Here is an 11,895-nt window from a genome sequence, read left to right on the forward strand (position 1 = left end):
TGCGTTCAGCCAGGGTTAATTGCGGCAACCTAATAGTGCGGGAACTTATAGCGGCTTGCCGCGATTCAGCCTCACGAGAACCGAAAATTGGCCGGGATCTTGAGGCAATCGCCTTGCCGCTGAGATTCGCAATTCGGCGGACAAAGATCATAAGAGGAGACCCCTATGGGAAAGCGATCCAGACTATTTGCCAGCGCCGCGTTTCCGCTGCTTTCGCTATCGCTCGCCTTCGAGCCGGCAGCAGCGGCGGCACTTCGTGAACAGCCCATAGCACCGCTGAACAATGGCATCGGTGATGTGGCCGCGATGGCCCCCGACACCAGTTTCGAGGTGGCGCAGCAGGAAGCGCCGGCAGCTCAGCCCGATGAGGAGCAGCTCAAGCACAAGAAGCCTGCCGAAGGCGGAGAGGGTCAGAAGCATCAGGGTGGCGGCGAGCAGCAGCACCAGATGAAGCAGGCTGAGCCTGAGGGCGAGCCGCAGCAGAAGGCGCCGAAGCAGCAGCAGCCGGAAGCCCAGCTGCCGAAGGCCGAACATCAGCAGCCTGCGGAGCAGGAGCAGCCGAAGCCGCAGAAGCAGCAGCCGGCCGCGGAGGCTCCACCCGAGCCGAAGAAGCAGCGCCAGCAGCCGGTTGAAGAGCAGCCTCAGGCACAGCCCGAAGCCAAACCGCAGCCCAAGGCTGTCGCTCCCGAGGCAGAGCCACAAGCCCCGCAGCCGAAGCAGAAGGCCAAGCAGCCGGAAGCGAAACAGCCTGCGGAGCAAGAGCAACCGAAGCCGCAAAAGCAGCAGCCGGCCGAAGCGCCGCAGCCGAAGGTAGAGCAGCAGCCTGCTACGGAAGCGCAGCCGGAAGCCCAGCCGCCGAAGGCCAAGCCTGGTGCGAAGGCACAGCAGCCAGCGCCGGCGGAGAAGCAGGCTCCTGCCGCCAGCGAACAGCCGAATCAGGAGGCTCAGCCTGGAAAGCAGGCGCAGCCCGAACAGAACGCCCATCCCAAGCCGCAAGGTCAGACCGAGGCTCCGGCAAAGCAGCCCGCGGAGCAACAGCCGGCACCGGCCGGCGAGCCTGCCCAGGGACATAAGGCACAGCCGGGAACGCAGGCTCAGCCCCAGACGCAGGCGCAGCCCGAGGCCCAGCCCGGGACACCAGCGACACCTGGCGCCCAGCAGGGCCAGAAGCAGGGTAGCGATAAAACTCACGGCAAGCAGCCGCAGAACCAGCAGCAGGGCGAGCAGCCCGCAGCCAATCCGCAGCAGCCGGCCCAGCAGGGCATGCCGCAAGGACAACCCGCTCAGGCTGGCAACCCGGCGACGCCGCAGCCCGCCAATGGCGCCGCGACGCCGGCCCAAGGTAGTGCAACGGCTCCCGCCGCAAACGGCAATGGCCAGCAGGCTGGCGAAATCCAGGTGCCTCCGGCCGAGCAGGTCTCGCCGCAGGAACTGGAGCGCCGCAAGAAGATCGCGGAGAACCCAGCCTCTGCCAATGGTCCCGTCATCCTGCCGGTCGAAAACGGAAGCGCGGTTCTGGACAGCCAGAAGGATGCGGTTCGTCGAGGCGAGCATCGGAACAACGGACAGAACCCCGCTGCTCCGGGCGCCCAGGGTGGTGGTGGACAGGCGGGTCAGGCTCAGCAGAGCGGACAGGCTCAGAATGCTCCGGCCCAGCAGCCGCCACCGGCCTACACCAAGCCGCCGACCTCCGATGCCGAGGCGCAGCGCGCGGCAGCCGGCGCCCAGCCGCAACCGCCGGTCAAGATGGAAGCCGTGACCAGCGAGCAGGGCCGCCGCATCGATCGCCGGCCGGACTTTGCCCCGCCGCAGGGAACGACGGTCCAGACCATCATCAATCAGGACAACCGGACCATCGTGAATGTCGACAACACCTATGTCGTTCGTCACGACGACAGCGAGCGCTTCATCCGGGGCGGCGAGCGGCCGGTCTACGAACAATTGCCGCGCGACCGCTATCGTGAAACGATCGATCAGCCCGATGGCGATCGCGTCGTGACGATCCGCAACCGCTATGGCGACATCATCCAGCGCTCGCGCATCGACGCCAGCGGCCGTGAATATGTGCTGTTCTATTCGCCGGAACTGGAAGATCGTCCAGACAATGACGACTACTTCCGCGATCCGGGCGACAGCCTGCCGCCGATGCGACTGCTCATTCCGCTGAGCCAGTACATCATCGACACGGCATCGAACCGCAACGCCGACTATTACGACTTCCTGCGTGAGCCTCCGGTCGAGCCGGTCGAGCGCATCTATTCGGTCAACGAAGTCCGCTATTCGGCTCGTATCCGAGACAAGATCCGCCGCATCGACCTCGACACGATCACCTTCGCAACGGGCAGCGCCGAGATTCCGATGTCGCAGGCGAGCACCCTTCGCGGTGTCGCCGATGGCATGTTGAAGATCATCAAGCGCGATCCGACAGAAACCTTCCTGATCGAGGGCCATACGGATGCGGTGGGTTCGGCCCAGAGCAATCTGATCCTGTCGGATCAACGTGCGGAATCGGTTGCCAACGTACTGACGGATGTCTACGGCATTCCTGCCGAAAACCTGGTTACTCAGGGCTATGGCGAGCAGTATCTCAAGGTGAATACGCTCGGTCCGTCGCAGGAAAACCGCCGCGTCACCATCCGCCGCATTACGCCGCTGGTGCGCCCGGTCGCATCGAACCGGTAAGGATCAGCTTACAGCTGAACGGCAAGGCCGCCGGGAAACCGGCGGCCCTTCTATTTCGTCGGGTTGCCGAGGCCCACTTTTGCAGCGATGAAATCGGCGATGGCGATCGTGTCGTCGAGGTCGAAAACGACGAGCGAACCGGCGTCTTCAACCGGATGATCCGCGGCGATGGCCACGATGTGAGGGTCTTGCGGGGCGAGCGGTTCGCGCTTTGCCGCTTCCAGCCGGCGCGCCTCGATCTTCGGAATCGGTTCGCGCTTGTAACCTTCGATCAAAACGAGGTCGCAGGGGGCGAGACGCGCCAGTATTTCTTCGAAGCTCGGTTCGGGCGCGCCGCGCAATTCGTGCATGATGGCATAGCGCGTGCCTGAAACGATGGTGACTTCATGCGCGCCAGCCTCGCGATGACGAAAACTATCGGCGCCGACCTTGTCGATATCGAAATCATGATGCGCATGCTTGATGGTCGAGATGTGATAGCCACGCCGGGTGAACTCGGTGACCAGCCGTACGGCGAGCCCCGTCTTGCCGGAATTCTTCCAGCCGGCGATGCCGAAGATTTTGGGCCGAGATTTCGTCATGACGTGCGTTCCAAAGCTACCAGCCACGTCTCCGCTTCGGCGAGATCGGCTGGCGTGTTGATATTGAAGAAGGGGTCGAGGGCGCCGATTGCCGTTTGGATCGCCGGAAACTCCACCCGCCGCACTTTATGCCGGGCGAGGAAATCTCTCACGCGCCGTTTGTCATCCGAGACGATCCATCGCTCCAGATCGTCGGCGGCGGATACGGGCCAGAGACCGAAAACAGGATGATCCTGACCAAGGGATGCGGCAATGGCAATCTCGTCAGAGCCTTGAATGACCTCGGCGAGCCGGGCGATAAGATCGGCTGGAAAAAAGGGGCTGTCTATGGGGAGGGTGGCGATATGCGAGGCCTCTAGGTAACGCGACCGCGCGTCCTGCAACGCAGCGAGCACACCTGTGAGCGGCCCCAATTTACCGGGAATTGTGTCCGGTATGAGCAGCATCCCCATAGCGTCCGGCCAATCGGCATCCGCATTCAGTGCGGTAGGCTTGTGTTGCCGTTGCCCAATCTTGTAGACGATGCGAGCTAGCAGGCTTTCGCCGGCGAGCGGTGCGAAGGCCTTGTTTGCGCCCATGCGGCTGGAACGGCCGCCCGCAAGCAGAACGACGGGAATATCTTCGGGATTGGCGATGAAGTCGGACATGGTTGCGACCTCAGGCGGGAACGCGGGGTTCTGATTCCTGCGCGACGACCTCGGCCGCCCGCCGTTTGCTTTCGCGATAGAAAGTATAGATGCCGGAGGCGATGACAACGGCAGCGCCGAAAACAGACCATCCGTCCGGCACCTCGCCAAAGGCGATCAGGCCGAGCAGGGCCGACCAGATGAGACTGAGATAACGGAACGGCGCGACGAAAGAGATTTCGCCCGTGCGCATGGCCAAGATGACGCTCTGGTAGCCGATCAGCACCAGCACGGAGGCCAGCAGGATCTGCAGGAGCGATGTCGTGCTCACTGGCTGCCAGCCGCCGAAGGGGACGATGCACAATGCTCCGAAGATCGATATGGAAATTGCAGTGCAGAGCGTGACCATTAGCGACGGCACGGACTTGTCGATGCAGCGTGTTGCCAGATCGCGGGCGGCGGTCGCAAACATGCAGGCGATGGCAAGGAGGGCTGCTGTTGTGAACCCGTCTCGGCCGGGCCTGATGATGATCAGCACGCCGACGAAGCCGACGACAATGGCCGTCCATCGCCTCCATCCCACAGGCTCCTTCAGGAAAATCATCGCGCCAAGCGTCACGGCAAGCGGTACTGCCTGTTGGATGGCGGAGGCATTGGCGATCGGCATCATCCCAAGAGCGGTGATATAGGTTGCTGCCGCTAGAGCTTCGCAGGCGATGCGCAGCGCAATCATCGGCTGCAGGATGACGCGCCAATTGCGCAGGGCGCCCATTCTGCGGGCGAGCAGATAGACGAAAAAACTCGTGAACAGGCCGCGGATGAAGATGATTTCGCCAGCATTCATCGTGGCGATGACCGTCTTGGACAGCGCATCGCTGCAGGAGAAGCCGGCCATGGCAGCCGCCATGAAGAGCGCACCCTGCGTATTCTTGGTCAGTCGCATAAGAGATGAGTCCCCGATATACCCATCTGGATTAGCGCCGTTTTCGGCAAATTGGAATCGGCTGTGCTTTGGGTGCAGTTGAATTCGATTGTGCAGTGCGGCGAAATTGCTGCGAAAGAAAGGTTGTTTTTCGCGTAATGGTCGCGAAATGATACGGCGGTTGTAATTTTTTTGCCAATGCGAAGAGTTTCGGGCAGGCGATTAATCCTTATTCAATCTTATTTCCCGAGGCTCACAGCGGTTTTGCATGAGGCAGAAGCACCTACCGCAGCGCAGCAGGAATGACGATCCCGCCTCCGCTGGAGATTTTTAATAATCCAGTTGAGGCGCCGCATGTTTTTCATTGATCGTCTTTTGCAAGGTCGCAGGATTGTCACCAAGGTTCTAATTTTCGTGGTGCCGCTGGTGGTTCTCATCGCCGGTGTCGGCCTCGTCGGTTATCACACCGCCAATATTCTGAATGGTCACATGACCGTGACGCGCGCCACGATCGAAAATATCAGCGATTTCGAGAACCTGCAGGCCGCCCTGCAGGAATTCACCGGATCGCCTTCGGAAGAGACGCGCCAGGCACTGGCCGACAAGATCGATGCGCAGGAACAGGGTGTCCGTCGATTGAGCGGGCTGCTCAGCGACGATCAGCGCGCCAAAATCGTTCCGGTCACCGAGCTCGCCGCCAAGATGCGCACGCAGGAAGCCACGCTCTGGTCTATCAAACAGAAGCAGGACAGCGACGTCGAAGCCATCCGGAAGGCGGTGCAAAATGTCGAGGCGACCGCCAAGGCGGCCGGCAAGCAAATCGACATCATCCGCAAGGATTTCAGCGACAAGGAGACCTTTGCCAAGGAACTGCTTTACGATGCTGCGGCCTATAAGGGCCTTTCGGAGAAGATGAGCAATCTGCGCATTCAAGTCCAAATGGCAGCCGACTCCACGGAAGAAATTTCAGATGCACGCACCTACGCCGATGCCATCTTGAAGCAGGTGACGGTTTCAAAGGCGCTGGTTTCAAAGCGCGGTGCGGGCCTGGTCGCGAATGCCTCCGATGCTGCCGACAAGCTCGACGCGGTACTGAAGGGTTCCGGCACGCCCGATCAGAAGGTCGAGGCCATGGGGCCGATCCTGCAGAGCTTCGTGAAGATCGAAGGCGAGATGACGCTGCAATCGGCCAAGAACAGCGATACCGCCGCCGATCGTTTCGTCAGCCTCGACAAGATCATCGATGGCCAGAAAGAGCTTCTGGATCACGTGGATCAGGCACTCGGTCTCGTCGATCGCCTGACCCTGCATGCCTCGCGTATGGAAAATGTCCGCGATGCTGCATCGCGCGAGCCAGTACTTGCGGACCTGAAGGATTTGCAAAGCGTTGCTGCCAGGATTTCGGAACTTGGCCAGACCAACGCCACCATGCGTGATTTTTCCACTCACATGAAGCCGCTGATCGACGGCCTGACCAGTGGATCGGCCGATCTGCTTCAGACGGCTGCCGACTGGAAGACGACGCGCGTTCAGTCCAATACCCTGCTGGCCGATGCGATGACCTCGCTGCGTGGCTTTGTCGCCCAGGCGCAGGAACTCGGCAAGGAAGACAGCGAGCGCTCGGCCAATGTCTCGGTCATCGCCATGATCGTCGGCACGCTGCTTGCCATCATCGGCGGCCTCATGCTGGTGGAAACCCTGCGTGGACCGCTGAAGCGCGTCACCGACGTCATGACACGCCTTGCAAGCGGTGACCTGGAAGTCGCAATCGATGGCCGCAATCGCGGCGACGAGATCGGCGACATGGTGCGCTCCGTCAGCGTCTTCCGCGATGCCGCGCTCGAAAATGTCCGACTGGAGCGCGAGGCCGAAAACGCCCGTGCGCTCTCCGCCGAAGAGGCTGCCCGCCGCGCCGCCGAGCGCGCCCGCATCGAAGCCGAGCAGAAGCAGGCGCTCAATGCACTGGCCGATGTTCTCGCCAAGCTCGCCGACGGCAATCTGGAGGAGGGCATGCGCGAGGATCTTTCCGCCGATTTCGTGGAAATGGCCTTCACCTATAATCATGCGGTCGAAGCTCTGCGCGAAACCCTGACGGACGTTCGCTATACGGCCGAGGAAATCAAGGGCGGCACTGGCAATCTTGCCATGTCAGCCGATGATCTCGCCCGGCGCACCGAGCAGCAGGCTGCGGCTCTTGAGGAAAGCTCGCGGGCGCTGCATCGCCTCAGCGACGTCGTGCGTTCGACCGCCGATCGTGCACGGCAGACCGCAAGCTCCGTCAATGAGACGCAGGCTTATGCGACGCAATCGGGCGAAGTGGTTGCCAAGGCTGTGGGCGCCATGAGCGAGATCAACCGTTCTTCCGAGAAAATCGCCACGATCATCGGCGTCATCGACGAGATCGCCTTCCAGACCAACCTCTTAGCGCTAAATGCAGGGGTCGAGGCAGCCCGTGCCGGCGAAGCGGGCCGCGGCTTTGCCGTCGTCGCCCAGGAGGTGCGTGAACTGGCGCAGCGCTGTGCCAATGCGGCGAAGGAGATCAAGGGCCTGATTTCGGCAAGTTCTGCCCAAGTGCAGAATGGCGTACATCTGGTCGAGCAGACCGGCGCGGCACTGGCTGAGATCATCAACCATGTCACCGGCGTCCAGAGGCTGGTTGCCGATATTTCGTCTGCCACCACCGAGCAGTCGACCGGTATTGAGGAAGTGACCCGCGCCGTCTCTGAAGTCGAGCTGATCACGCAGCGCAATGCGGCCATGGTCGAGGAGAACAATGCAGAGATCCACGGCCTTCGCCAACGGGTCGACATGCTGTCGGAAAAGATTGATCGCTTCCGCACCGGCGATGGCGAGGTGGAATATGCGAGCTACAGCACTCCGGATGCGCGGTATCGCGCCGCATAAAGCAGTGCTTTAGATAAGGCTAATAACCGATTGATACGCCGGGCTAATGGTCCGGCGCATTTTGGTTGAAGTTTACTCTCGCGATCACGGCGCCGTGGACGAATTACTGGCCGAGATTCAGCGTTTCACCATCGGCGGGGATTAACAGGTGTGACGGATCGAGACCAGCTGCCTCTGCGGTTTGGCGAAGATCCTGGCGTGTGACGGTCGCGTGATCGAGTGCTTCCATATGGGTTGCGACGATAGTCGCTTGCGGAGCGAGGCGGCTGACTTCGAGCGTCTGTTTGTCGTCCATGACGATCAGGTCGCCGTCCCAACGGGCGCCGCAGGAATGGGTGACGATAATATCGGGCGAGAATTCACGGATCGTTTCGGCGACTGGAGGGTAAAGCACGGTATCGCCAGCCCAATAGACGGTGGGTTCGCCATCGGCCTCCAGCGTGAATCCGATGACCGGACCCATTTTTTCCACTACTGGCCCGACACCGTGGCTGCCCTGCCGGGGTGTGATTGTCAGCCCTTGCCAAGTGACCGATTGCGCGAGCGGAATGACATTTGTGAAGCCGGCGTCGCGGATACGTCCTTCGTCACCGGGTTGGCAAAGGATCGGCAATGTTTTCGGCACGCGCTCCTTGGCCACAGCATCGAAATGATCGGTATGCAGATGCGATACAATCACCAGCTCGACGCCCTGGAGAATGTCGTCGATCGAACGTGGCAGTTCCGTCATCGGATTGGGAGAGCGGCCAGTGAAGGACGGAAGACTATGGCGCGGTGCAAAGTAAGGGTCGATCAGCAGCACATGGCCGCCATAGCTGATCTTCAGCGTCGCGTTGCGAATAAGCTCAAGCTGCATGTAGATTGTCTCGATTAATTTAGCCGCCGGTAACGCTCATATGGCGAGCAACCGCCGGGCGGTTGTGCGTGCGGTCGATGATGAAGTCATGACCTTTGGGCTTGCGGGTAATGGCTTCATCGATTGCGGCGTGGAGCAGGGCGTCATCCTCGCTTGCGCGCAGCGCTGTGCGCAGGTCGGCCGCATCGTTCTGCCCCAGGCACATGTAAAGCGTGCCCGTGCAGGTGAGCCGCACGCGATTGCAGCTCTCGCAGAAATTATGAGTCATCGGCGTGATGAAGCCGAGGCGGCCGCCGGTCTCTGTAACTTGGACATAGCGGGCAGGACCACCCGTCTGGTAGGGGATATCAGTCAGCGTGAACTGACGTTCGAGATCGGTGCGCAATTGGGAGAGCGGCAGATATTGGTCGGTGCGATCCTCGTCGATCTCGCCCATGGGCATGGTCTCGATGATAGTCAGATCCATGCTACGGCCGTGCGCGAACCGCAGCAGATCGGGAATTTCGGTATCGTTGAAGCCTTTGAGCGCGACGGCATTCAGCTTGATCTTCAAGCCGGCCTTCTGCGCTGCGTCGATGCCTTCCATCACCTTGGAGAAATCTCCCCATCGGGTGATCGTGCGGAATTTATCGGGATCCAGAGTATCGAGCGACACGTTGATGCGCCGCACGCCGCTATCGTAAAGTTCTTCGGCGTGGCGCGTGAGCTGAGAACCGTTGGTCGTCAGGGTCAATTCGTCGAGTGCGCCATTTTTCACGCTCTCGCCGAGTTTGCGGACCAGAAACATGATATTCTTGCGCACCAGAGGTTCGCCGCCAGTGAGCCTGATCTTGCGCACGCCCTTGGCGATGAAGGCGGAACAGAGGCGGTCGAGTTCTTCGAGCGTCAGCAGATCCTTCTTGGGCAGGAAGGTCATGTGTTCGGCCATGCAGTAGGTGCAGCGGAAATCGCAGCGATCGGTGACTGAAACGCGCAAATAGGTCACCGCGCGCCCGAAAGGGTCAATCATCGGGCTTCTATCCGCTGCCAGCGGCGAGGCGCCGCCTATCGTACCGACAATGCTGTTCACTCAAATCTCCATCACGCTGCTAATGTGTGCATAGGCGATTGTTGCGTCAAGGAAAATGACTTTCAATTATACTTGCGCGTGGAGCTGTGGCGGCATAATTCTCGAAAACACACTGAAAGGCATGGGAAAATCGATGAGTGACGTTTGGCCGACCGAATTGCGGGTTTCGAAGGATCGCCGTCACCTCATGGTGACGTTCGATAACGGCGCGAGCTTCGACTTGCCGGCCGAGATGCTGCGGGTGCTGTCCCCCTCCGCCGAGGTCCAGGGACATGGGCCGGGGCAGAAGGTTACCGTCCCGGGCAAGCGCAATGTCGGGATCATGTCGATGACGCCAACCGGCAACTATGCTGTTCGCATCGGGTTCGACGACATGCACGATACCGGCATTTTCACATGGTCCTATCTGCGCGAGCTTGGAGAAAAGGGTCAGGAGCTTTTCGCGGCCTACGAGGCTGAGCTGAAGGAAAAGGGTCTGAGCCGGGACCCGGTTGGAAAGCCGCACTAGAAAATCTCCAGTAACGGACAGGGGACGCAAGCATGATCCTTGGGGGTAGGGAAAACTGGCTTCGCGCCAAGGGCAGCAAGAACGAGAGCAAGGTTTCATTCGTCGAGCTGTTTTTCGATCTGGTCTTCGTTTTCTCGATCTCGCAGCTTGCGCATGCGCTGGCCGAGCATTTCACCCCACTGGGGGCGCTCGAAGCCATCATGCTGATCTTTGCCGTATGGTGGGTCTGGGTTTTCACCGCGTGGGTGACGAACTGGCTCGATCCCGACCGTATGCCGGTGCGTATCATGCTGTTTACGCTGATGTTTGCGGGACTTATCCTCTCCGCCGCCATACCCGAGGCTTTTGGCGAGAAAGCGATTTTCTTTGGCGGCGCCTACGTCTTCATGCAGGTCGGGCGCTCGCTGTTTACCGTCTATGCCCTCAAGAATGCCAGCGCGGCTAACCATCGCAATTTCCTGCGGATCACCTGCTGGCTCGTCCTGTCCGGCATTTTCTGGATTTTGGGCGCGCTGATCGAAGGCGAGGCCCGTATTGTGCTTTGGCTGATCGCTCTCGTCATCGAATATTCGGCCCCTGCGCTCGGCTTCCGGGTGCCTGGGCTTGGCAAATCGACGCCGGCGGACTGGAACGTATCGGGCGCCCATCTGGCCGAACGTTGCGCGCTGTTCATCATCATTTGTCTCGGCGAGGCCGTTCTGCAGGCGGGCAAGACCTTTGCAGAGCAGCCGGTCACGCCGTTGATCGTGGCGGTGTTCATCACCGCCTTCGTCGGCACGGTTGCGCTGTGGTGGATTTACTTTCAGTTTGGTCATGAAAGGGCGGCCCATCGCATCGAGCATGACGACACGCCCGGCAGCCTCGCGCGGCAGGCATTCACCTACGCGCATATTCCGATCTTAGCCGGTATTATACTGAGCGTCGTCGGAGACGAATTTCTCTTTGCTCATCCCCATGATGCAGCCGACATGCATGCCGCAGCTGCGCTACTCGGCGGACCGGCGGTCTTCCTGCTTGGAAATCTCTGGTTCAAAGGAGTAACCACCGGCAGGCCGCCGCTATCGCATATGGCGGGGCTTGTTGGCTTGGCGCTGTTGCTGCTTACTTTGCCGATGGTCGTGGTCTATCAGCTCGGCATTCTCGCCACGGCCGTGCTCGTCGTCGTCGCGATCTGGGAATTCGCCTCGTTGAACCGGGTTGTTCCTTCGGCGCGCTCGGCTGGCGATCATTGATCGCCAGCGAGCTCCAGCGGTTCACGCTCTTCCTGTAGCAGGAGGCTGACGACGCGCTCCATATGCAGGGTGATCGATTCGCACTCTTCGATCGGCGCATCCGAGAGCATCCGGTCGATGAGCGCGGTCTGGATGGTCATGGCTTCCTCAGTTACACGGCGCCCTTCCTCCGTCAGGTAGAGGCGGAGTACCCGCTTGTCGAGACGGTCGCCACGGCGTTCGATCAGCCCGCGCTTTTCCATCTGCGGCAACAGCATGCTCATGTTGGAACGGCCGACCAATAGCTTGCGGGCGAGTTCCTGCTGGGAAATGCCTTCAAAGCGAAACAGGTTGACGAGAATGTCGAGGTGCGGCGGCTTGATGTCGAGATGCGCCAATGCTCGTCCGAGTGATTGTTGCATCAGCTGGCAGGCGCGCGCCACGGCGATCCAGCTTCGAAAACGCGGATGGTCCCAGGGGAGGGATTGATTTTTGTTCATCGTTGTACTTTATTGTTCATAGTTGAACATTTTCGG

10 protein-coding genes are annotated in these 11,895 nt (G+C 60.4%); 4 read left to right on the top strand and 6 right to left on the bottom strand.

Going from position 1 to position 11,895, the window contains the following annotated elements:
* Positions 1-165: 165 nt before the first annotated feature.
* Complete coding sequence (locus tag FBZ99_RS00220; protein ID WP_145630972.1) at positions 166-2,682, top strand: OmpA family protein; 2,517 nt, start codon at positions 166-168, stop codon at positions 2,680-2,682.
* A gap of 50 nt (positions 2,683-2,732) precedes the next feature.
* On the opposite strand, the gene mobB is transcribed toward FBZ99_RS00220, so the two are convergent.
* From mobB to FBZ99_RS00235, 3 genes are read right to left on the bottom strand one after another with little or no spacing between them, the layout of a single operon-like run.
* Entirely contained in the window at positions 2,733-3,263 is a 531-nt protein-coding gene (gene mobB / locus FBZ99_RS00225) for a molybdopterin-guanine dinucleotide biosynthesis protein B (protein ID WP_145630973.1), read from the bottom strand.
* The gene (gene mobA / locus FBZ99_RS00230) at positions 3,260-3,910 is read right to left on the bottom strand and encodes a molybdenum cofactor guanylyltransferase MobA (RefSeq protein ID WP_145630974.1); all 651 of its coding nucleotides are present in this window, start codon (positions 3,908-3,910) and stop codon (positions 3,260-3,262) included. The genes mobB and mobA overlap by 4 nt, the downstream gene beginning before the upstream one ends.
* 10 nt (positions 3,911-3,920) lie before the next feature.
* Positions 3,921-4,832, bottom strand: coding sequence for a DMT family transporter (locus FBZ99_RS00235; RefSeq protein WP_145630976.1), 912 nt, complete (start codon positions 4,830-4,832; stop codon positions 3,921-3,923).
* 333 nt (positions 4,833-5,165) lie between these two features.
* Between FBZ99_RS00235 and FBZ99_RS00240 the strand changes: the two genes are divergently transcribed.
* Entirely contained in the window at positions 5,166-7,715 is a 2,550-nt protein-coding gene (locus FBZ99_RS00240) for a methyl-accepting chemotaxis protein (RefSeq protein ID WP_145630977.1), read from the top strand.
* Between the two features lie 103 nt (positions 7,716-7,818).
* On the opposite strand, the gene FBZ99_RS00245 is transcribed toward FBZ99_RS00240, so the two are convergent.
* Both FBZ99_RS00245 and moaA read right to left on the bottom strand, forming a co-directional pair.
* Positions 7,819-8,571 (bottom strand): MBL fold metallo-hydrolase, encoded by a 753-nt coding sequence (locus FBZ99_RS00245; protein ID WP_145630978.1) that lies wholly within the window; start codon positions 8,569-8,571, stop codon positions 7,819-7,821.
* Positions 8,572-8,590: 19 nt separating this feature from the next.
* Positions 8,591-9,640 (bottom strand): GTP 3',8-cyclase MoaA, encoded by a 1,050-nt coding sequence (gene moaA, locus FBZ99_RS00250; RefSeq protein ID WP_145630979.1) that lies wholly within the window; start codon positions 9,638-9,640, stop codon positions 8,591-8,593.
* A 133-nt stretch (positions 9,641-9,773) separates the two neighbouring features.
* Here moaA and FBZ99_RS00255 point away from each other — a divergent pair, with 133 nt between their 5' ends.
* A complete protein-coding gene (locus FBZ99_RS00255; RefSeq protein WP_112334830.1) occupies positions 9,774-10,148 on the top strand; it encodes a gamma-butyrobetaine hydroxylase-like domain-containing protein in 375 nt (124 codons plus the stop codon).
* A gap of 32 nt (positions 10,149-10,180) precedes the next feature.
* Positions 10,181-11,380 (top strand): low temperature requirement protein A, encoded by a 1,200-nt coding sequence (locus FBZ99_RS00260; protein WP_145630980.1) that lies wholly within the window; start codon positions 10,181-10,183, stop codon positions 11,378-11,380.
* On the opposite strand, the gene FBZ99_RS00265 is transcribed toward FBZ99_RS00260, so the two are convergent.
* Positions 11,374-11,859 (bottom strand): MarR family winged helix-turn-helix transcriptional regulator, encoded by a 486-nt coding sequence (locus FBZ99_RS00265; protein WP_145630981.1) that lies wholly within the window; start codon positions 11,857-11,859, stop codon positions 11,374-11,376. The two genes, FBZ99_RS00260 and FBZ99_RS00265, sit on opposite strands and share 7 nt — an antisense overlap.
* Between the last annotated feature and the right edge of the window lie 36 nt (positions 11,860-11,895).

The sequence above is a fragment of the Rhizobium sp. ERR 1071 genome, from assembly GCF_007828675.1.
Classification (GTDB): Bacteria; Pseudomonadota; Alphaproteobacteria; order Rhizobiales; family Rhizobiaceae; genus Rhizobium; species Rhizobium dioscoreae.

Excerpts from the sequence above, each read along its gene's own strand:
- FBZ99_RS00235 (WP_145630976.1), bottom strand. The coding sequence starts at position 4,832 with ATGCGACTGACCAAGAATACGCAGGGTGCGCTCTTCATGGCGGCTGCC.
- FBZ99_RS00265 (WP_145630981.1), bottom strand. The coding sequence starts at position 11,859 with ATGAACAAAAATCAATCCCTCCCCTGGGACCATCCGCGTTTTCGAAGC.
- mobB (WP_145630973.1), bottom strand. The coding sequence starts at position 3,263 with ATGACGAAATCTCGGCCCAAAATCTTCGGCATCGCCGGCTGGAAGAAT.
- FBZ99_RS00240 (WP_145630977.1), top strand. The coding sequence starts at position 5,166 with ATGTTTTTCATTGATCGTCTTTTGCAAGGTCGCAGGATTGTCACCAAG.
- FBZ99_RS00260 (WP_145630980.1), top strand. The coding sequence starts at position 10,181 with ATGATCCTTGGGGGTAGGGAAAACTGGCTTCGCGCCAAGGGCAGCAAG.
- FBZ99_RS00245 (WP_145630978.1), bottom strand. The coding sequence starts at position 8,571 with ATGCAGCTTGAGCTTATTCGCAACGCGACGCTGAAGATCAGCTATGGC.
- FBZ99_RS00255 (WP_112334830.1), top strand. The coding sequence starts at position 9,774 with ATGAGTGACGTTTGGCCGACCGAATTGCGGGTTTCGAAGGATCGCCGT.
- FBZ99_RS00220 (WP_145630972.1), top strand. The coding sequence starts at position 166 with ATGGGAAAGCGATCCAGACTATTTGCCAGCGCCGCGTTTCCGCTGCTT.
- mobA (WP_145630974.1), bottom strand. The coding sequence starts at position 3,910 with ATGTCCGACTTCATCGCCAATCCCGAAGATATTCCCGTCGTTCTGCTT.